The 20465-nt window shown below is 60.5% G+C and carries 14 protein-coding genes, 1 tRNA gene and 1 pseudogene; 9 read left to right on the top strand and 7 right to left on the bottom strand.

The features are described 5' to 3' along the window. Positions 1-7: 7 nt before the first annotated feature. The 6 genes from HMPREF2806_RS10910 to HMPREF2806_RS10890 all read left to right on the top strand — a co-directional run bounded on the left by HMPREF2806_RS10910 (position 8) and on the right by HMPREF2806_RS10890 (position 11109). Positions 8-1699 carry a VanW family protein gene (locus HMPREF2806_RS10910; protein ID WP_198531343.1) on the top strand — a complete coding sequence of 564 codons (1692 nt, stop codon included), beginning with the start codon at positions 8-10 and terminating at the stop codon, positions 1697-1699. 3 nt (positions 1700-1702) lie between these two features. Continuing rightward, positions 1703-3487: an ABC transporter ATP-binding protein gene (locus HMPREF2806_RS10905; protein ID WP_070517709.1), complete on the top strand. Its 1785-nt coding sequence runs from the start codon at positions 1703-1705 to the stop codon at positions 3485-3487. Between the two features lie 634 nt (positions 3488-4121). Beyond that, complete coding sequence (locus HMPREF2806_RS10900) at positions 4122-5591, top strand: SpaH/EbpB family LPXTG-anchored major pilin (RefSeq protein WP_070517708.1); 1470 nt, start codon at positions 4122-4124, stop codon at positions 5589-5591. Between the two features lie 163 nt (positions 5592-5754). Further along, positions 5755-6693, top strand: a complete 939-nt coding sequence (locus HMPREF2806_RS10895) for a class C sortase (protein ID WP_052750529.1) — start codon at positions 5755-5757, stop codon at positions 6691-6693. Positions 6694-6697: 4 nt separating this feature from the next. Continuing rightward, a complete protein-coding gene (locus HMPREF2806_RS13235) occupies positions 6698-7600 on the top strand; it encodes a hypothetical protein (protein WP_082254423.1) in 903 nt (300 codons plus the stop codon). Beyond that, a complete protein-coding gene (locus HMPREF2806_RS10890) occupies positions 7600-11109 on the top strand; it encodes a prealbumin-like fold domain-containing protein (protein ID WP_070517707.1) in 3510 nt (1169 codons plus the stop codon). The genes HMPREF2806_RS13235 and HMPREF2806_RS10890 overlap by 1 nt, the downstream gene beginning before the upstream one ends. A gap of 85 nt (positions 11110-11194) precedes the next feature. Here HMPREF2806_RS10890 and HMPREF2806_RS10885 read toward each other — a convergent pair whose 3' ends face one another. Further along, entirely contained in the window at positions 11195-12124 is a 930-nt protein-coding gene (locus HMPREF2806_RS10885; protein ID WP_070517706.1) for a class C sortase, read from the bottom strand. A 356-nt stretch (positions 12125-12480) separates the two neighbouring features. After that, positions 12481-12554: transfer RNA gene (locus HMPREF2806_RS10875), tRNA-Gly, on the bottom strand. A gap of 87 nt (positions 12555-12641) precedes the next feature. On the opposite strand from HMPREF2806_RS10875, the gene dcd reads away from it, so the two are divergent. Both dcd and HMPREF2806_RS10865 read left to right on the top strand, forming a co-directional pair. After that, entirely contained in the window at positions 12642-13214 is a 573-nt protein-coding gene (gene dcd, locus HMPREF2806_RS10870) for a dCTP deaminase (protein WP_070517705.1), read from the top strand. Positions 13215-13268: 54 nt separating this feature from the next. Next, positions 13269-14615 (top strand): UDP-glucose dehydrogenase family protein, encoded by a 1347-nt coding sequence (locus tag HMPREF2806_RS10865; protein WP_070517704.1) that lies wholly within the window; start codon positions 13269-13271, stop codon positions 14613-14615. Here HMPREF2806_RS10865 and HMPREF2806_RS10860 read toward each other — a convergent pair. Then, positions 14545-15771, bottom strand: coding sequence for a YibE/F family protein (locus HMPREF2806_RS10860; RefSeq protein ID WP_070517703.1), 1227 nt, complete (start codon positions 15769-15771; stop codon positions 14545-14547). The two genes, HMPREF2806_RS10865 and HMPREF2806_RS10860, sit on opposite strands and share 71 nt — an antisense overlap. 121 nt (positions 15772-15892) lie before the next feature. Between HMPREF2806_RS10860 and HMPREF2806_RS10855 the strand changes: the two genes are divergently transcribed. Further along, positions 15893-17260: an HNH endonuclease signature motif containing protein gene (locus tag HMPREF2806_RS10855; protein ID WP_010188624.1), complete on the top strand. Its 1368-nt coding sequence runs from the start codon at positions 15893-15895 to the stop codon at positions 17258-17260. A gap of 94 nt (positions 17261-17354) precedes the next feature. Here the strand turns inward: HMPREF2806_RS10855 and HMPREF2806_RS10850 are convergent, their stop codons facing one another. From HMPREF2806_RS10850 to HMPREF2806_RS10840, 4 genes and pseudogenes are all read right to left on the bottom strand, one after another. Continuing rightward, complete coding sequence (locus HMPREF2806_RS10850; protein WP_010188626.1) at positions 17355-18578, bottom strand: pyridoxal phosphate-dependent aminotransferase; 1224 nt, start codon at positions 18576-18578, stop codon at positions 17355-17357. Between the two features lie 10 nt (positions 18579-18588). Continuing rightward, positions 18589-18816: a hypothetical protein gene (locus tag HMPREF2806_RS13915; protein WP_232745448.1), complete on the bottom strand. Its 228-nt coding sequence runs from the start codon at positions 18814-18816 to the stop codon at positions 18589-18591. Positions 18817-19082: 266 nt separating this feature from the next. Next, a pseudogene (locus HMPREF2806_RS13910) lies at positions 19083-19181 on the bottom strand (DUF1707 domain-containing protein); the annotation flags it as partial. Positions 19182-19218: 37 nt separating this feature from the next. Then, positions 19219-20448: a cation:proton antiporter gene (locus HMPREF2806_RS10840; RefSeq protein WP_070517702.1), complete on the bottom strand. Its 1230-nt coding sequence runs from the start codon at positions 20446-20448 to the stop codon at positions 19219-19221. Between the last annotated feature and the right edge of the window lie 17 nt (positions 20449-20465).

The raw sequence follows: 20465 nt of genomic DNA, 5'->3' as shown, positions 1-20465 counted from the left end.
CGTACACGTGAAAAAGGCAATCGGACATAGGCAGCAGCGACGCAAGGGGCTCCATGTGACCCTTGGTGTGCTCGTCGGCCTCCTACTCATCGCCGGCATCGCCTACGCGTGGGACGTCATGGCCAACCAGCACAAGGTTCCGCGCGCGACGTCGGTCGGCGGCGTGGACATCTCCCGCATGGAGCGCACCGCTGCGGTGGAGAAGCTGGAGCAGGAACTCGGGGATGTCGCGGCCCAGCCCGTGGATATCCGCGCCGGGGAGAAAAGCTCGCAGCTTATCCCTCAAGATGCTGGCCTGAGCCTGAATTATCAGAAGGCCGTCGACGGCATTCCTGACGCCTCCCTGAACCCCTTCTCGCGCCTGTACAGCTTCATCAAGCCCACCCAGGAAATCCCTGTCGCCGTGGACATCGATGAAGGCCAGCTCTCCGGCCAGCTCGAGCGCGTCGGCAACGAGCTGAAGATCGAACCGGAGGACGGAAACCTGGAGCTTATCGACGGCTCCCTCAAGGAGACCAAACCCAAGCTCGGCCAGGCAGTCGAAGAGGGGGAGCTGCACGAGGGTGTGGTCAAGCACTGGCTCGACCCCGAGGGCGTCGAGGTTGAGCCAATGGTGGTGGAGCCGCAGATTAATGATGAAGCGATTGAAGCCATGCGCACCGGGGATGCCGCCCGCGCGCTGGATAACCCGCTGACCCTGAAGGGCGAGAACAACACCGCCGGCACCCTGCGCAAGCCGGAGATTTCCCAATTTGTCTCCATCGCTGCCGAAGACGGCGAGCTGCGTCTCAAGGTGGATAAAGACCGCGCACGCGAGCTCTTCCAAGAGCGCATGCAAGGCTCCGAGGTGCCCGGCACCAACGCCAAGATTTCCTTCAGCGGAAATGACAAGCAGATCACGCCCTCGGTGGATGGCTCCATCATCGACTGGGAGAAGACCTTCGAGGGCTTCGAGGACCGTGTGAGCAGCGAGGATGACCGCGAGTGGGACGCCGATTATAAGCCGGACCCCGCGGACTTCACCACGGAGATGGCGGAGAAAGCCACCTTCGATGAGACCGTGTCCGAGTTCTCCACCGGCGGTTTCTCCGGGGCCTCCGGCACCAATATCCGCCTGGTGGCCCAGGAGGTCAACGGTGCCGTGGTCAACCCGGGTGAGACCTTCTCCCTCAACGGCTACACCGGCCCGCGCGGTACCGCGCAGGGCTATGTGGAATCCGGCATCATCATCGACGGCCACGCGGGCAAGGCCGTGGGCGGCGGCATCTCTCAGTTCGCCACCACCTTGTACAACGCGGCCTACTTCGCCGGCATGGAGGACGTGGCACACACCCCGCACTCCTATTACATTTCGCGCTACCCGGCTGGCCGCGAGGCCACCGTGTACGAAGGCGCAATTGACCTGCAGTTTAAGAACACCTCCAACCACCCGGTGCGCATCGAAACCAGCTTTGGTGACGAGATCACCGTGCGCTTCAAGGGCGTGAAGACGGTTGAGGTCGAGTCCATCAACAACGGCCGCTGGGCCAAGACCGAGCCGCAGCGCAAGTCGGTGAGCGAGGACTGCTCGCCGTCGTCTGGCACGCCGGGCTTCACCACCTCGGATACCCGCGTGATCAAGGACCTCTCCGGCAAGGAAATCTCCCGGGAGACCACCACCACGGTCTATGACCCGCAGCCCATCGTTACCTGCGGTTAAGCCATGACCCGGCCGATGCACACCGCGGTGAAGGACCCGGCGGACGTCGATCAGCTGGCTCAGCATCCGGTTGCCTTCCGCCGGGTGGCCGGCCTGTTTGCCCCGCACCGCGGCACGCTGCTACTGGTGGTGGCACTCATCATCGCAACCTCCGGGCTGACGGTGGTGCAGCCTTTCCTCGTACGCCGCACCGTGGATGAGGCTATTCCTGAACACGGCACCGCGCTGCTGCTGTGGCTCGTCGGCGGCATGCTGGCCATCACCGTGGTCTCCCAGGCCATCGGCGTTATCCAGTCCTTTTTGTCCGCGCGGGTGGGGCACACCATCATGCACGAGCTGCGCACGCAGGTCTTTGCCAACCTGCAGCGCCAATCCCTGCAGTTCTTTACCAATAACCGCGGCGGCGAGATTCAATCCCGCCTGACCAACGACATCGCGGCGATGCGCGGCATGGTCACCACCACGGCGACGTCCGTGGCCAGTAACCTCACCATGACGGTGGCCACCCTGGTGGCGATGGTCGCGCTCTCGCCAACCCTGTCATTGCTGTCCCTCATCGTCCTTCCGCCCGCCGTATGGCTCACCCGCCGCGCCGCCGTTCTGCGCCGCAGCCTCATGGAGAAAAACAGCCGCGCGCAGGCGACGTTGCAGCAGACCATTTCGGAGAACCTGTCGGTCTCCGGCATGCGACTGGCGGCCACGCTGGGCGCGCAGGAGCGGGTCTATGGCGCGTTTGAGAAGACCTCGCGCTCCCTCATCCGCTTGGAGCTGGAATCGCAGCTGGCCGGGCGCTGGCGCATGGCGCTGACCCAAATCATTTTCGGGGTCATGCCGGCGCTGATCTACCTGGTGGCCGGCCTGCGCCCGGGGATTACGATTGGCACGCTTATCGCGTTTAGTACCCTGCAGACCCAGATTTTCCGCCCGATTACCGGCCTGCTCAACGTGGGCGCGCAGTGGGTGGCGTCGATGGCGCTGTTCAGCCGCATCTTCGAGTACCTAGACCTAGAGCCCGAACTCACTGAGGCCACCCAGCCCGCCCAGCTTGCCGACGCCTCCCTCACCCTCCAGCACGTCTCCTACCGCTACCCCGGCACCGACACCGACGCGCTTTCCGACGTCTCCCTTTCCATCCCCGCCCATACCACCACCGCCCTGGTGGGGCATACCGGTTCCGGCAAGTCCACCGTCGCTGCACTTATGGCGCGCTTGGCTGACCCGACCACCGGCTCCGTGCGCCTGGGCGGAGTCGACCTGCGTGACATTCCGCCGGAGCAGCGCGCGGAGGTTATTGGCGTGGTCTCCCAAGAGACCTACTTGATCCACTGCACGGTGCGGGAGAACCTCCTCTTCGCGCAGCCGGAGGCGAGTGAAGAACAGATGTGGGCGGCCCTGCACTCCGCCCGCGTGGACGAGGTCATCGCCGCGCTTCCCGAGGGACTCGATACTCTCGTAGGCTCGCGCGGCTACCGTTTCTCCGGCGGTGAGCAGCAGCGCCTCTCGCTTGCCCGCACGCTGCTGCGCCGACCGCAGGTGCTCATCCTGGATGAGGCCACCTCGGCCCTGGACAACGAAACGGAGCGCGCTATCCAGGAAGCAGTGCTTGGTGCGGACGCCACCCGCCTGGTCATCGCGCACCGCCTGTCCACCATCCGCGATGCCGACCAGATCGTCGTCCTCGACGCCGGCCGCGTGGCCGAGCGCGGCACCCACGCTGAGCTGCTGGCCCGCGACGGCGCTTATGCGGCGCTCCTTCGTGCCGCGAAAACTACTGGTGATCGTTCTTAGAGAGCCCCGCCAAGAAACCTAGGGATGTTAGCTTTCTATCTGGAGTTTGTTAAAGACCGAGAAAATATATGGCTTCGGGATTGTCCTGAGGTACCTTCTTGCCGCGCCCCAGTGGTTGCCCATGAAGATTCACGTCTACCTGGCGATATTGACAGTGTTAATGGTTGTGCTGGTGGTTGCATGGCGCTCTTGGTAAGCGTTTCGCAGTGAGATAGTTGCCACCAATGTGCCTGGGCAAGGCTGCTAGAGCCCCCGTAAGGGGGCGGTGAGGTCGATATCACTCAAAGTGGAATGGCAGCTACCAATACCGCAGTTTAACTGCGAATATAATTATTATCTGCGCGGGGGGGGGCGATTACTTGAGAGGGCTAGCTGGTTTTATGGGAAGCGGGCATTTGTTCGATATCGCATTTCTTCTTCTAGGTATAGGGTCTAGCTATGTAATCCACAGGCTACCGTTACTTAGGCTAGGGGCCCGGGTAGGTGCCTTACCTTCTTGGGAACGTCGCTCTATGTGGGTGAAAGACTCTTAGCGATGGGCCGGGCCATGGTGTGTAAACCGTGTGGAGTGGATTGCGTACAGCTGATGAGGCGCGGTGTCTCATTACACAACTCATGTAAAGGACCTGTTTCCGTGAACAAGATCTCTCGTACCGCTCGTTCGGTCACTTTCGCAGCAGTCGTAGGCCTCTCCCTGGGAATCTCCGCTCCGGGCGCCCTGGCCGAGGAAGCACCTGCCGTTGAGCAGGGTGCCGTGAACAAGGCAAACATCGATTTCAGCAAGAAGGGTTCGATTACCCTCTACAAGAAGAAGGGTGCTGAGTCTGACACCCCCGCGACCGGTGGGGAGATGGGGAACGTACCGGGTGACCCTCTTTCTGGTGTGACTTACAAGATCACCAAGCTTGACTACGACCTGCAGAATGGTGACTGGTCGACCTTCCCGAAGTCGGCTGCTGACGTCAAGGACGACAAGAAGACTGCGGAAACCAAGGAAGAAACCACCGGCACTGATGGCAAGGCAGCTTTCACTGATCTGCCTTTGGGCATCTACTTGGTAGAGGAAACTAACGCTCCGGACGGCATCGTTGCCGGCGCTCCGTTCATCGTGTCGGTGCCGATGGTTAACAAGGCATCGGATGCCTGGAACTACGACGTCATCGCGTACCCGAAGAACACGGAAACCACGACCAAGAAGACTGTCAAGGATGCAGATCAGAACATCCAGGACGCGTACACCTACACCATCAACGCGGATGCTCCGACCTGGGGTGCGGGTAAGAGCCTGACCGCCTTCCGCTTCGAGGATCGGCTGGACCAGCGTTTGGACTTCCAGAAGGTCACCGAGGTCAAGGCTGGAGAGACCGCTCTGGGTGCCGGTGACTACGAGGTCAACAATCCGGCTGAGAACGGAAACAAGCTCGTCGTTAAGCTGACCGACCAGGGCCTTGCCAAGGTTAAGTCCGGTGACAAGATGTCTCTGACCTTCGAGGTCAAGCGCAAGGAAGTGGGCGACACCACTGAGCTGAAGAACCAGGCTGACGTCATCTTCAACAACCCGAACACCGGCAACGAGGTCAAGAACAAGACCAATGAGGTCGTGACCTACCACGGCAAGCTGAAGGTTGTGAAGAAGGACGGCAAGGAGGACGGTAAGGTCCTGGAAGGTGCTGAGTTCGAGCTATACCAGTGCACCGCGGCAAATAAGCTGGGCGGTAAGTTGACCGTCAAGGAGCAGGACAAGTGGACCACCGGTGCTGACGGCACCATCACCATCGACGGACTGCACGTCACCGACTTCGCAGATAACGCACAGGTCACCGACATCAAGAAGTTCTGTCTGAAGGAAACCAAGGCTCCAGCGGGCTACGCACTGCCGGAAAACCCTGTTACCGAAATTGAGTTCACCCGCGAGAACATCGCGAAGACTGGTGAGCTCGAGGGTGACGACGCCGTCACCCTTGTTTCTGAAATTGAAAACATCAAGCGCGACACCCCGAACCTGCCGATGACTGGTGGTGCCGGTGTGGGCATCCTGGCTGCTATTGGCGCAGCGATTGTTGCTGCTGGTGCTTGGTTCGCTCGTCGTACCGCGCGCAACTAATAGCCGGGCATAGTTCCGGTGGCGCAGACTGTCCATGATGGTCTGCGCTGCGGGTCGGGTAGCCAAGGTAGGCCGCCCGACCCAATGAGGGGACTGGACTAGGCGTAGATTCCGGTCCCTATCTTTATCTTTCGTTGTAATCCCGGTCGCGCTGCGCTAGCGCGTGGGGCATTGTTTTGGGTGGTGCGGGTCGTTGACTTCGGTGGTAGGCCAAGAAACTGGCAGGCGGCACAGGCGCCGTGGAGGCTTAGCTCTTCCGGCGGTAATCGTTGTCGTCGGGTTGTTGGTGATGCTGTACCCAGTGGTCTCGACCGCCTGGAACAACTGGAATGCCTCACGGGTGGCGCAAGAGTATGCGCGACTGGACAAAGAGACACCGGCGCAGGTGCAGGACTCCGTATGGGATGCTGCGCATGCGTACAACGAGGAGCATACGTCGGGTCCGATCTTGGATCCGTGGCTGAACCGTATCGGTGTGGATAATCCCGATTATGAGGCTTACCTGGAACAGTTGGGTGAGACCGAAGCGATGGCCCGCCTCGTGTTCCCAGCAATAGACGTCGATCTGCCGGTGTTTCATGGCACTGCGGACAAAACACTGCAGCGTGGGTTAGGGCACTTGTATGGCTCTGATTTGCCGGTAGGAGGAGCAGGAACTCATTCCGTCATCACCGGGCACACGGGTCTATCAAATTCGACGATGTTTGATCACCTCAATTCGGCCGCTAAGGGCGATGCATTCTATATCCAGGTTGCTGGCCATAAAATGAAGTATGTTGTAGATGACATACAAGTGGTTCTGCCGAGTGAGGTAGATAGTCTGCGGCCAGTCGCCAATAAGGATTACGTCACGTTGATTACGTGCACCCCGTACGGGATCAATACGCATCGCTTGTTGGTGCGTGGCCATCAGGTGGCCTTAGAGCCGGGGGAAGAAACGTTGTTTGAAGGCTCCCATGGCCCGGGCTGGCAGTGGTGGATGTTTGTGCTGCTAGCTGCGGTGATTGTTATTGGTTGTTGGCTAGTTTGGTGGCTGCGGCGCCAGAAGGCGGCTACCGGGGTGCAAGAAGTAATTAATAAGGAAAGTAGCGTGCGGGAGTAAAGCGATGAAGAGGTTGACAAATGCATGGTCGGCCCGAGTGGTTGCCGTCGGAGTAGCGTGTGCGGTTGCGTTCGCAGGGCCGGGCACGGTTGCTGCGGAAGCGGTGCAGGTTGCCGGGCAGCAGTCCACTGGTTCGGAGCGCACTATGGCTACGGATACGGTGACAGTGCGGCTTACACAAGGTAATCCGAATGACGATGGTCATGCGCCTGCGGGAAAGATTCAGGGAGTTACGATTCGTCTGGCCCGGCTTGCCGGCTTGGACCCGACCAACGCTGACGACGCAGCCCGCGTACGGAACGCGAATCTCGACGAGGTTCGTGATTGGCGCACTGATATGCACGCGGAGAAAGTCACCGATGCCAATGGAGAGGTGACGTTTGGTGGTCTTGCCAATGGTTTCTATGTGGTGACGTCGACGGCCCCGGATGACTCCTACCGGGAGATTAGTCCGTTTGTGGTGGTGGTTCCGTTCCACACAGTGGTGGACAATCCGAACCCAGTGCCAGGAGTGATTGTGGCCAAGACCCACAAGCCGGGTGAAACGCCGACGCCGCCGACGACCCCCACGGCCCCGACAACCCCGAATACTCCATCGACAACCTCGAGTACTCCGCGGACAACGCCAAAGTTTCCGCCGGTGTTCCCTCCGTTGATTCCCCCGGTACCACCGACAAAGCCAGGAGAGACTCCGCACGAGCCTGGGACAACGCCACCTAACAACCCGGAATCTGGTACAAACACAACTTCAGATTCCCCGAACCGTTCGCAAGGGAATGGAGGCTCATTGGCAATGACCGGTGCAGAAGTACTCGGTGTGGTGGCCGGAGCGTTGGCATTGATTGCTACCGGTTTCGTGATGATTGCCTTTAGCCGTAGGAAGAATTCAGAAAGCGAGGGACGCTAATGTCCTGGACAGATTCTCATCCGGTCGAGCCGGTTGTGTACCGCTGGCGTGCTCTTGCGGCGTTCATTGCTGCACTGGCTCTCGTTGTTGGTGTTGCTGCACCGGCTGCTCTGCCCGGAATCGTTGGTGCCGTCGCCGAAGCACAAACTACGGCTCTGCGCACCGAGCTCGATTCTGCAGACCAGCTGAGCCTGACTGCTGGCGACTCCGCAACATTTGCAGGCCACTTTGTTGACGCCGGAACCGTGGAGGAGTTGGAATTCACTGTTGAGACTGCAGGACTGGAGTTCGACGGCTCGGCCTACACACTGACTATCGACGGCGAAGTGATCCCCGTCCGCGAAGGAGACAACCTCGTTGTAAAATCAACCAGCTCTTCAGTGACTTTCCGAATCACTGGCCTTTCTACTGACGTGCCAGCAGGAGCAGCTTTCTCACTGAAGATCCCAGCGGTCGCAGAGGAATCCGAACTGAGCGGGATGTCCGTCGACGTGCGTGGAGTAGCCGAGGAGACTACCAGCACGTCATCACCTGAATCCAGCGAAGCCTTAGAAGCCCCTTCGGAGGTGACTGAGCCGCTTGATATTGCTGACGTTGACGCGGCCCCAGCCCGTCTGATGGCGGCGCCGAACATTACCCCGTACGCTGCAGGCGACCGCACCATCACGATGGTAAACGATGGATACGTGCTCAAGGGAAGCCGCTATATCCCGAACTTTAAGATTCCGGCCGGTGAGCTTTTTGGCGGCCAGCTGTCCATTCCGCAAGGCACGGTGGTTACCCTCAAATCCAGCGTTAACAGTTATTTATCGACTAACCCTGATGACCTGACGATCTATTACACCGGTGCCAACGGAGGTTGGTATGAGGCGAAGGTGACCTACAAAAGGATTAGCGCCAAGGAATACCAAGTCATCCTGCCGCAGATTACTATTGGTGGCACCGCACAGATTCAGTTTAAGGGTGTTCACCGCGGGCCAGCCGATACAGTGTTTACAGCTTCCTTCACCGTTCCTGCGAAAGAGGAGTGCCAAGATCCGGTTACAAGCAGACAGCCAAAGCGCGATCTCACCCCAGCTGAATTTGCCGACGGTAGCCCTGTCTACGTTGTAACCAGTGAACCTAAGGATCTTCGCCGAGACACTTCCATTCTGAGCCGTCAAGTCAACCAAGGCCGAGACTTTCGCCAGGTGGGAGAGTCCACTCCCTGGGTATACAATGCTCTAGCCTTTGATTCGAGTGATAACTGGCTTTATGCGGTAAGCCAGATTCGCGGTCAAAATGGTGATCCCTGCTACCCTGCAGGAAATCTCCTGCAGATCAATCCGGCAACCGGTGAAGTATATAATCTTGGGCCTATTTTAAAGGCCGGAAGTACCGGTACCCCGTTTGAAACGAGCGGCGACCGGGATCTCCTCAACGCTGGCGTGTACACCAGCGAGGGATTTTTTGTGGGCAACACGTCCACTTCTGGTAGCCGTCACCTTTATAAGGTCGACGTCGACAAAGTCAAGGCTCAACGCGTGCTAGGAAGCCAGAAGTCCTACTCGGAGGACTGGGCGGTGCTCCCGCAAGCCCAGAAGTATATGTGGGGTTTCCAGAGTAAGGCTCAGGCAGGCGACAAGCTTATCCTTGAACGCATTGACACACAGACCGGCGACATCAGGACCTGGGATCTCACCGGCATCAAGACCTTGGATGGGCGCACGATCTCGAACCCCTCTGCTTCTTGGGGCAAGGCGTGGACCTACTCCAATGGAAACCTGGGTTTTGGCTCGGGTAGTGCGAATGCGAATCAGCTGGGCTTTGAGCTAAAGATCACCAACCCAGATGATGATAGCCCGAAGTTCGAGCTGGTCAACATAATGAACAACCTGCCTGCTTCATTTAACACGGACGCGGCCTCCGACCTAGTTCCGCCGCCGCCAGCGCTGCAATCAAACATTGCGGTGAAGAAGCAACGCTCCGAGACCAAGGTGGTGGACGGTGAGGTGCGGACTTTTTGGACTATCTCCGTGGAAAACACTACGGACAATGCCAGCTCGGGTGGTACGTTCTGGGAATACCTACCAACGGATACTCACTATGGTGTGAACGCTACCGACCCCACGGCAAAGTTTGAGGGCTTTGGTCCGGGATCTACCGTGGTCAACGGCCGTGGTCCGGGGCCCAATGAGATCAAACCTGAGAGCGGCATTTACGCCGGGATGGACGTGCCGTCAGCCACAAGTGGTGAGGTGGGGTACATGAAGGGTTACGTGGGTACCCTTCCCGGACACGCGAAGGTAGAGTATGTCGTCTCTGCGCCGGTGCGAAAAGATGAGAACGGCAACCTCAAGACGGTGTGTAGTCCCAACAAGGTGGCCTTCCAGGCCACGGACGGGGAGTCGAGCCCGGCTGAAGATGACAACGTTGCTACTGAAGCCTGCTTGAATAAGGTTGCTGTCGACAACACACCGCAACCTGTTCTTGGTGCAGTGAATGAATACACTGCGAAGTACAACGTCGTAGTTGAGGCACCGGACGCACCTGGCTTCGACACCAACGACGTGATCTACGGCAAGCTCACGGACACCCCGAAGTTCGTTGGTGCTGCCACGGTGACTGGAGCCACTGTGGTCTTCAAGGATGAGTTCAACAGGACCAGCCAGCCGCAGTCGTACCTGGGCGCCGGTCCGTACGAACTCAACAAGAATGACACTCCGAAGATCATTAAACCTAAATCCAAGGGTGTTGGCGGAAGTACAGGGCAGCATGTCTACGAGGTGACGGTGCGTTTCAAGCTGGATCGTTCAAAGCTGGACAGCACCTCTGTACCCGCCGGGTACCCGAGCCAACCTGCAGGTAACTCGCGCTGCTACACCAAGGGTGGCCTGCACGAGCCTAAATTTGGCCTCATGAATGAGGCAGAAATGGGCGGCTGGAAGGATACTGACTGTATCCCGCTGGAGACCAAGGAAACGATGGACGTCCTGCTCGAAAAGGCGAGCTATAACCCGGACAACCCGGACGAGATCCAAACCGACGGGTTGCTCGGTGGCGCGCAGTTCACCGTCCATCGCGGTGATGCTGACGGAAAGCTGAAGCTAAACGCGGATGGCAGCGTCAACACTGATGCTAACCCTGTGGTGAAGCAGTCCACGACCACCACCACGGGCCGTGTGAAGCTCGAAGGTTTGGACGCCCCTGGCGTTTATTACCTCATCGAGACCAAGGCGCCGAACGGCTATAACCTGCTGCCCGCGCCGATCAAGTTCTCCACGGACTGGGATAAGGATGGCAATGCAGTCATCAAGGTGCTCTCTGGAGGGACCGCGATCACCAGTAATAGGTGCGCTGAGTCTGACACCGCTGACAATTGCGTGAAGAAGATCGGCGTCCTTCAGGTCGCTGACATCACCAAGGGTGCGCTGCCCAAGACCGGTGGTGAAGGCGTAGGCCTGTGGGCTCTCGCTGGTGCCGCTATTGTCGCGGCAGGGTGCCTTGCCTTGCGACGTCGCCCGGCATAGAACCAGCGCTTGCAGCTACTTTTAGAAAAGGCCCGCTCTTCCAACAACCAGGGAAGGGCGGGCCTTATTGCATATTCATTGTCGGTTAGGAGTCCTGCGGGTCGTCGTCAAGCACGGCGTCCTTAGCGTTGCTGACATATTTGCGCCACCAGTAGATGAGTAGAAGCATGATGATGGCTGCGGCAGCCAGAATGGCCCACATCCACCACTGCCAGTGCACACCCGAGCTGTTGAATGCGGCCTCGTCTTTCGGATCCATCGGCACTCGGTGGCCGGTGACGAGCAAGCGGTGGGTGTTAACCCCGTAGGGGGTACAAGTAATGAGCGTAACGATGTCTTGGCCCGGTACGCGGTGGAGCGAGCTGGTGTCTGCTGGCTCGACGACCCGAATATCGTGCACCTCGTACTTGAGCTTCTCGCCGCCGGCGGCGATGTAGAAAGCATCACCCTTCTTGACCTTGGTGAGATTGTCCCACAGCGTGGCGTTCTGTAGACCTGTGTGGGCAGAGAGTGCTGCGTGCCGGCCCTCGCCGTCGCCTATTCCGCCGACGGGTAGGTCCGTGCCGTAGAGGTGGCCCGCACCGCGGGAGAGTGCCTTCTCCGACGTGCCGTGATAAATAGGCAGATCAGAATCGATGGAAGGGATGACGATGCGGCCCATGGCATCGGTCTCAGACAATACCGACAGGTACTGGCGGTATCGCTGGTACTCGGGGGAGTCTTCGTCATCGGTGGTGGTCCAAGCGTCGTCGATGCTGATCTGGCCCAACCCGGCGTTGTAGGCTTGTGCTTCCTCCCACGCGGTGTGCAGAACCTCAGGCGGGGCTTGTTTTTCGAGCTTCGCGTACTCTTCCGCGGCGCGGGACTGGTTGTAGTTGTTCCATTGCGTGGCTACGACGGGGTAGAGCAGGACGCCAAGGCCGACGAGAATCAGGATCAACGCGATGATGGCGTTGTGGTTGGTGCCTTTTTTCTTGGGTGCGTCGGTGATTCCCGCTGGTTCGTTCTTGCCCATTGTGTCCTGCCTGTGTGGAGTCTGTTGCCGCGCACCCTTGAGTTGACGTGGGGCGCTTGAAGAGATTTTTAGAAGCTCAGACTAGGGAAGGTGCAGTCCTGAGAGAAACCATATCTGTTCCTAGTCGCCGATAACGAAACACAGAGCTTCATACTGATTCAGAATGGCCTCATCGATAGTTAGGATTTGATCTATCGCACGAAGTTCGCGGAGTTCATCGATTGTGCGGGGCGCAAGATCTTGAAGTATATGCTCACGCTCAGAGCGAAGCTCCGCTGTGGTTTTCGGCGTGAAGATAGGGGCTGTCATGGTCCATCCTGCAGGTATGAAATTAGTCCATGAGCTGGAAAGATAAGTGGAGCCGACGACGGGAATCGAACCCGCGCCAGCAGCTTGGGAAGCTGCAGTTCTACCATTAAACTACGTCGGCGCAATGCAGATTGTGCATCGTCGTAAAGCTTAGCACCGCCGCCGCCCGAGGCCATAAAAGGCCCAGTGGGGAGGTAGACTATGAGCCGTGCTTCTTTCTGATCGTGATATCCGTGCCGCCATCGCCGCTGATGCTCCAGAGCGTTTGAGCATCGAGCCTTTCGACGCCGAGATGGTCCAGCCTTCCTCCATCGATGTGCGCTTGGACAAATTCTTCCGCGTGTTTAATAACTCGCGCTACACGCATATCGACCCCAAGCAGGAGATGCCGGACCTCACCAGCGAGGTGGAGGTGGCTGAGGGTGATGCCTTTGTGCTGCACCCAGGTGAGTTTGTGCTGGGCGCCACGCTGGAGAAGTTCACTTTGCCGGCCAACCTCGCAGGCCGCTTGGAGGGCAAGTCTTCCCTGGGGCGCCTGGGTCTGCTGACGCACTCCACGGCGGGCTTCATCGATCCGGGCTTCTCCGGGCACATCACGCTCGAGCTGTCCAACACCGCGAACCTGCCGATTACTCTGTGGCCGGGGATGAAGGTGGGGCAGTTGGCCATCTTCAAGATGTCCTCGCCGGCGGAGGCGCCGTACGGCTCCGGCGTGCTCGGCTCGAAGTACCAGGGCCAGCGCGGGCCAACGCCGTCGAAGTCCTATCTGAACTTCCGCTAAACATTCTGCACCTCGTCGGGCAAGCAGGCACAGGAGCGCCTAAAATAGCCGGTTATGCGTATGACTGTTATTGGTACCGGCTACCTAGGTGCGACACACGCCGCCTGTATGGCGGAGCTCGGCCACGAGGTACTCGGTGTAGATGTTGATGAAAACAAGATTGAAGCTCTGAAGGGCGGCCGCGTGCCGTTCTACGAGCCTGGCCTGCCGGAGGTACTCGAGCGCAACATCGAGGCCGGCCGCCTAGATTTTTCCACCAGCTATGATGACGCCGCGGAGTTCGCCAACGTGCACTTCCTCGGCGTCGGCACCCCGCAGGCCCACGGCTCCTATGCCGCGGATCTCACCTACGTGGAGTCCGTCATCACGGAGCTCGTACCGCGCCTTAAGGGCGAGCACATCATCTTCGGCAAATCCACCGTCCCGGTAGGCACCGCGGCGCGGCTGCAGGAGATGGCCGATGAACTGGCCCCAGAGGGCACCAGCGTGGAGATTGCCTGGAACCCGGAGTTCCTGCGCGAGGGATACGCGGTCAAGGACACCATCACCCCGGACCGCATCGTCCTCGGCGTCGGCGAGGCAGGGCTCGCCGACGGTGTAAGTAACGCCGAAGAGGTTGCCCGCGAGGTCTATGCCCAGCCACTGGCACAGAACACCCCGTTCATCGTGACCGACTTGCAGACCGCCGAGCTGGTCAAGGTCTCCGCTAACGCCTTTTTGGCCACCAAGATTTCCTTCATCAACGCCGTGTCTGAAATCTGCGAGATTGCAGGGGCGGACGTCGTCAAGCTTGCCGACGCCATCGGCTACGACGAGCGCATCGGCCGCAAATTCCTCGGCGCGGGCTTAGGCTTCGGCGGCGGCTGCCTGCCCAAGGACATCCGCGCCTTCATGGCACGCGCCGGTGAGCTCGGCGCCGACCAAGCCCTGACCTTCCTGCGCGAGGTCGACGCCATCAACATGCGCCGCCGCGACCGCGTCGTGGACCTGGCCAAGCAGGCTTTCGACGGCTCCCTCCTCGGCCACCGCGTCACCGTGCTGGGCTGCGCTTTTAAGCCCAACTCCGATGACGTCCGCGATTCGCCGGCGCTGTCCGTGGCCGGTTCGCTCTCCCTGGCCGGTGCCGCCGTGACGGTCTATGACCCGCAAGGTATGGAGAACGCCAAGAAGGTGTTCCCGACGTTGAACTACGCGGCGTCGGCAAGCGCGGCACTCAAGGACACCGAGCTGGTCATCCTCGCCACCGAGTGGCAGGAATTCCGCGACCTCGACCCGGCGGAAGCCGGTGAGCTCGTGGCCCGCCGCCACATCATCGATGGGCGCAACGTGCTCAACGTCGATGCTTGGCGCGCTGCGGGCTGGAACGTCGAAGCGCTTGGTCGCGTCCTTCCGGCACAGTAAACGCCGCAATCGCGGTGGTCAGCGGTACCGCAAGTGTCAAGGCCATCGCGCCCAGCAGGGAGCGCAGAACCTCCGTGGCGACGAGGTCACTGGAGAGGATCTGCAGGGCTGGGCGCTGCGCCGCCGTGATGAGCATGAGCAGGGGCAGGGCCGCGCCGGTATAGGTCAGCACGATGGTATACACCATGGAGGCGATATGGTCGCGGCCCACCTTCATGGCTGACATGAAAAGCGCGCCGGGCCCGGCTGTGGGGTCGGCGGCGTTGAGCTCGCGCACGGTGGAGGCCTGCGCCACCGCGATGTCGTTGAGGCTGCCGAGCGCGCCGATGATGAACCCGCACAGCAGCACGCCCACCACGGAAACCCCCGGCATGTAGAGCAGCAGCTTGAGGTTATCCTCCGAGCTGGAACCCGTCAGTGCCGTGCTGCTTATCGACGCCCACCCCAACGCCCCCGACAACGCCAGCGCCACCAATGCTCCTCCCAGGGCGGAGGCGGATTTCCAGTTCACGCCGTGCACGAGAGGAACGGCGAGGAAAAGGATGGCCGCGCAGGTAACGAGCGCCAGCGGCAGCGCGGAATGGCCCTCGATGAGGGAGGGGATGAGGTAGAAGAACACGATGGCCAAACTGATGCCGAGGCCCAGCAGCGCGCGCAGCCCATGCCAGGCGGCGAAGGCGATGATGATGACGGCGGCGATAATCGCCCACAAGCCAAGGTTGCCGGCGCGCTGGAAATCGGCGAAGGCATAGGTGCCGTCGCTGGAAACTGTCAGAATTACCTCGTCACCGGGGTGGAGGGTCGGGTCACTGGCCACGCCATAGAATACGAGCTGCGTCTTGCGGCCTGCGTCAGCGCCGGAGCTTAGGTCAATGAGGGCGCGGGTGCAGGAGGTGTCGTCGCCCTCGGCGGGGATGAGCGGGGCCTCATCGAAGGCGCGGCCCGTGTGGGGGTCGGAGCACAGGTGGTTATCCACGGTCTCCACGGTGCCTTCGACCTGTGGATGGTTGAGGGCGTAGGTGGTGGAAAAGTCCGGGCTGGTGTGCTCGGTGAGCGCGCTGGTGGGGCGGAGGATGAACAGTCCCGCGAGGGTTGCGAGGGCCGTGATGGCAAGAAGTCCAAGGAGCCCCGTGCGCCACGGGCTGAGATTAGTCATGCCTACTATTGTGAATGAGTTTCATAATAAAGAAAAGTATTGCTGACGCGATCAACAAGTTATCCACAGGCTGGCAGCGGTGCCATTGTGTAGTGTGGGTGGGGCGTTTAGCGTGGCTGGTATGAACCTAGTGGAAGCGCATCTTCGCAGCCAGGCGGCGGGCATTGAGCTCGTCGCCGGCATTGCGGGGCTGAGCTTCGAGCAGCTGCGGGCGTGGGGTCCGGAGTCTGTGGCGCGTTCCTTGCTGGCGCTTTTCGACGTCTACTTTGCCCCCACCTCCTTCACCCGCAAACAGGCGCGTGCCGTTTCGGCCGCCCGCGCCAATGGGCACGACCTGCCCACGCTGCTGCTCATTGAACGCTTCGCAGGAAGGTTGAAGAAGCAGCGTGAGGCGTGGGATCTGCGCATTGAGTTGTGCGGCATCGCGGGGGATGAAAAGGCCGTGGCCCGCTATGCGCGCAAGCGCATTCGTGAGCTCAACCCGCCGCCCGCGCCGAAGCCGGGCGTGACAATTCGCCGTGGCAAGGAGCTGTCGAAGCTCACGCTCACAGCCCCGGCCGCGCTCATCGAGGACCTGCGCCCCAATATCGATGAGGAGGATCCGGTGGGTTCCTTTACCGCCGCGTTTCGTGAGGGCCGCCTCGCCCGCCCCGTGGCCCAGACCCTCGCCGTCATGGAGCTTCCCGAGTACGCCACAATCTTGGGCCGCTTGGGCGACCCGTCCACCCCGCGCCCCGACTCCGCCGCGCCCGCTGCTGACGGCACGCCTCCTACCCAGCCCGCCACCACATCTACCCTGCGCCCCGACTCCACGGGTGCCATGCCTCCCACCAAGTCCGCCGCCGCGTCTAGTGCTTCTGACGAGCCTGCCAGCGATGAGACATTCGGGCACGACATCAGCGACCCCGCGGCGCCGGACCTCGGGGATATCGTGATTCAGCTCTCCAACGGCGCGAAAATCACCGGCCAAGAGCTCATCGAGCGGGAGCTCGCCGAAGAAGGCCTCGTCATGCTTGTCGACCGCGTCAAAGGCCCCGTGGAACTCCACCGCACCCAGCGCGTTGCCTCGGAAAAGCAGCGCATCATGGCCAGCGGTGAGCAACCTACCTGTGCCTGGGACCGGTGCCTGTGCGGCGCCGATTACTCTCAGATACACCACATCACAGAATGGCGAAAAGGCGGCGAAACGAACCCCGAAAACCTCACCCCGCTGTGCAAGTACCACAACGCCATCAATGGCTTGCCGGGTCGGGGCCGCATCGTGCGCGAAGACGGCAAAATTAAATGGGTGCCGGCTGGGCCCCGCGATCCGCGGGAACCGGCGCATCCGCACCGCGCGCCGCGCGCCCAGCGCATCCGCGAAAACCGTCAAGAAACAGTAAGCACCGTTGCGAGCCCTAGCACAAGCCGTCGCGCCCAGACCGCAAAGCCGGCCGAATCACGGACATCCACACGTTCCGAGCCGGGAAGCCCCGCCCCGCCGGACTGATAACACCGGCCGGTGAGGGATTCTGCATGCACGTTTGTGTTGTGCTTTCTTTGCGCCGTGGGCCCTATCGCGCGAAGTTCAGGTATCGGCTGTGCTACTGGCGGTAGCTCACCAGGAAGTTGCCGAGTCGCTCAATCGCGTTCTCCAGCTGCGAGGCCCACGGCAGCGTGACCACGCGGAAATGATCCGGCGTGGGCCAGTTAAAGCCGGTGCCTTGCACCATGAGGATTTTCTCGGCGCGCAGGATGTCGAGCATGAGCTTCGAGTCATCGTGAATCTCATAGACCTCTGGGTCCAAGCGCGGGAAGCAGTACAGCGCGCCCATCGGTTTCACCACGGACACGCCGGGAATCTCGTTGAGCTTCTCGTAGGCAATGTTGCGCTGTTTGAGCAAGCGCCCGCCCTCACCGGTGAGTTCATAAATGGACTGTCTTCCGCCCAGCGCGACCTGAATCGCGTGCTGCGCCGGCACATTCGGGCACAGGCGCGTGCCCGCCAACAAATCCAAGCCCTCGATGAAACCACGCGCATGGGACTTCGGGCCTGTCAGCACCATCCAACCGGCACGGTAGCCGGCCACGCGGTAGGCCTTCGACAAGCCGTTAAACGTAATCGTCAGCAAATCCGGCGCCAGCGAGGCAATCGAAATGTGCTTCGCACCGTCATACAGAATGCGGTCATAAATCTCATCCGCCAGAATCAGCAGGTTATACTCGCGCGCCACATCCACGATTTTCTGCAGGGTCTCACGCGAGTACACGGCACCCGTCGGGTTATTCGGATTAATGACCACAATGGCCTTGGTCTTCTCCGTTACTTTCGCGCGAATATCTTCAATGGACGGATTCCAATCATCCTCCTCATCGCACAAATAGTGCACCGGCGTGCCACCCGCCAGCGACGTCGCCGCCGTCCACAGGGGGTAGTCAGGGGCGGGGATGAGAACCTCGTCGCCGTCGTCAAGCAGCGCCTGTGTCACCATCGAAATCAGCTCGGAGACGCCGTTGCCCAAGTACACGTCATTGACGTCGAAGCTGGGGAAATCCTCCAGCTCATAGCGGGTCACAATCGCGCGCCGCGCCGGGATAATACCCTTCGACGTGGAGTAGCCCTGCGAGGTCGGCAGCGCCGCAATCATGTCGCGCATGATGACATCCGGCGCATCGAAACCAAACACCGCCGGGTTGCCGGTGTTGAGCTTCAGAATGCTGTGCCCGTCGAGCTCCATGCGCTCGGCTTCCGTGGAAACCTCGCCGCGAATATCGTAGGCAACGCCCTGTAGTTTGGTGGATTGATCAAAAATCCGGTTGTGAGTCATGCCGGATATGTTACTTCTGGTTCCACTCTTTCAGCTTGCGTTTGGCAAGATTCATCGCATCCCCGGTAATTTCACTTGCTTGGCGACGCCTCTCCGCCCACTGCGCCTGCTCCAACGCCCGCATCTGTGCGCGTTCTTCAGCGCCGGCGGCCTTGAGCTCGCGCATGCGCTGGCGCTCAATCTGCCGCGCGGAGGGCTGGTGCCAGGACTCGGGGCCCACCTTGGCCACGTACAGCATGATCCACAACGCGGGGATGAGGAAAAGCAGGCCGGTGCCGGTGAGTGCGGCGGTGGCCCCGGACAGGGTGGCGAAGGATGCGATCGCTCCGAACAGTAGCCCGAGGGGCCAACCAATGCGGTGGCCAAGCGGGGTTTCCGGGTTGACTGGTAGGCGCGCGCGACGTCGCCCTGGGAGTAAATCTTCAGCTCGCTGCTGGCCTTGGTGGGGATATCCATGAAGACTTCTGCCAGCTCGCGGCGGGTAGTGGCGCGCATGACGGCGTCGGTGCGGTCCTCAAACTCATCCATGGTCAGGCGGCCTTCACCCAAGGCCTGGGCGAGGTCGTTGACGGCGTCGGTCCGTTCGGCGTCGGAAAGCCGCATGCTGAAGGGATTAGTCACGCCCTATATTCTAGCAGCCCTATTCTTCCGCCTTGGCGGGCTCTTTTCCGCGCACGAGGCTGGAGAGGAACGGGAAGATTGCAACGGTGAGTGCGCCGCCGGCGATGAAGATGGAGGCCATTTCACTATCGACGATGCCCGAACCCACCGCAAGCGTCATCACCGCCACGATGATGGGCAGGCCGGTCGCCGCGTAAAGGGCCACCTGGATGCGCTCGCGGGTGGTTTCGACGTCGGAGCCGGTCTGGTGGATGTTCTCGCGCAGGAACACCGGCAGGCCGCGGGTGACCAAGATGAGCAGCGGAATGCCGAGGACCTTGAGGGGTTCGTCCACGATGACTTTCCAGTCAATCGCCATGCCAGAGACCACGAAGAAGACGGGGATGAGCATGGAATAAAAAACGACGTCGAGGCGGTTCTCCAAGCCCTTATGGAACTCATCGGGAATGATGCGGTTGAGGATGATGCCCGTCGCGAAGGCGCCTAGGACAATGTCGAGTTCGAATACCGCCGTCACCGCCATGAGGATGGCCAGCATCAGGATGATGAGGCGCATGATGGTCTGATTGGTGGAGCCCGCCCCGGAGATGAAAGCGTCCTTGAACCACGGCATGAGGGTAGTAATGGCGAAGGGCATGACGGCGACGGCCACGGCAATGCCGATGAAGGCGAGAAGAATCAGCATCGTTGTCCACGTGGAGCGTGTTCCCAGCAGGAGTGCCATCGCGGTAATGGGCGCGACCTCACCGATTGCGCCGTGGATAACCACGGAATCGCCTACTCGCGTGCCCAGGAGCTTGTCCTGTTTGAGCATCGGCGTGATGGTGCCCAGGGCGGTGGAGGTCAAAGCGATGGCCATGACGATGGCGCCGGGGATGTCGTCCATGAGGAAATAGGCGCCGACGCCACACGCCACCACGCAGAGGAGCCACGTGGATAACCCTGTGGCGGCTTCCTTCGATTTCAGGGCGGCGAGGTCAATTTCGAAACCTGCAAGCAGGAAAAGCGCACCAACGCCAAGCTCCTTGAGCATCCCGATGCCGGGGTCCTCGTGGGCCAGGCCCAACATCGACGGGCCGATGAGCATGCCGAAGAAAATAAGCAGCGCCACGGCCGGCATCTTCTTGCCAAGCGCATGGGACACCAACGGCGCCAGCAGCGCCACCGCCATAATCCATGCGAAGGACACCAGCGAGTCGGTGTAATTATTTTCGCCCGAGGCGAGGACGTAGGTCACGTCAGATTGCATGGAGTAGAGCGTACCTG

Source organism: Corynebacterium sp. HMSC076G08, from assembly GCF_001811515.1.
GTDB classification, from domain to species: Bacteria; Actinomycetota; Actinomycetes; order Mycobacteriales; family Mycobacteriaceae; genus Corynebacterium; species Corynebacterium hiratae.
This window is presented reverse-complemented; position numbering and strand designations above follow the sequence as displayed.

Bases quoted from the DNA above. Each gene is read 5' to 3' on its own strand.
- HMPREF2806_RS10855 (WP_010188624.1), top strand. From the start codon at position 15,893: ATGAACCTAGTGGAAGCGCATCTTCGCAGCCAGGCGGCGGGCATTGAG.
- HMPREF2806_RS10850 (WP_010188626.1), bottom strand. From the start codon at position 18,578: ATGACTCACAACCGGATTTTTGATCAATCCACCAAACTACAGGGCGTT.
- HMPREF2806_RS13235 (WP_082254423.1), top strand. From the start codon at position 6,698: ATGAAGAGGTTGACAAATGCATGGTCGGCCCGAGTGGTTGCCGTCGGA.
- HMPREF2806_RS10905 (WP_070517709.1), top strand. From the start codon at position 1,703: ATGACCCGGCCGATGCACACCGCGGTGAAGGACCCGGCGGACGTCGAT.
- HMPREF2806_RS10885 (WP_070517706.1), bottom strand. From the start codon at position 12,124: ATGGGCAAGAACGAACCAGCGGGAATCACCGACGCACCCAAGAAAAAA.
- HMPREF2806_RS10865 (WP_070517704.1), top strand. From the start codon at position 13,269: ATGCGTATGACTGTTATTGGTACCGGCTACCTAGGTGCGACACACGCC.
- HMPREF2806_RS10840 (WP_070517702.1), bottom strand. From the start codon at position 20,448: ATGCAATCTGACGTGACCTACGTCCTCGCCTCGGGCGAAAATAATTAC.
- HMPREF2806_RS10890 (WP_070517707.1), top strand. From the start codon at position 7,600: ATGTCCTGGACAGATTCTCATCCGGTCGAGCCGGTTGTGTACCGCTGG.
- HMPREF2806_RS13915 (WP_232745448.1), bottom strand. From the start codon at position 18,816: ATGCTGTACGTGGCCAAGGTGGGCCCCGAGTCCTGGCACCAGCCCTCC.
- HMPREF2806_RS10860 (WP_070517703.1), bottom strand. From the start codon at position 15,771: ATGACTAATCTCAGCCCGTGGCGCACGGGGCTCCTTGGACTTCTTGCC.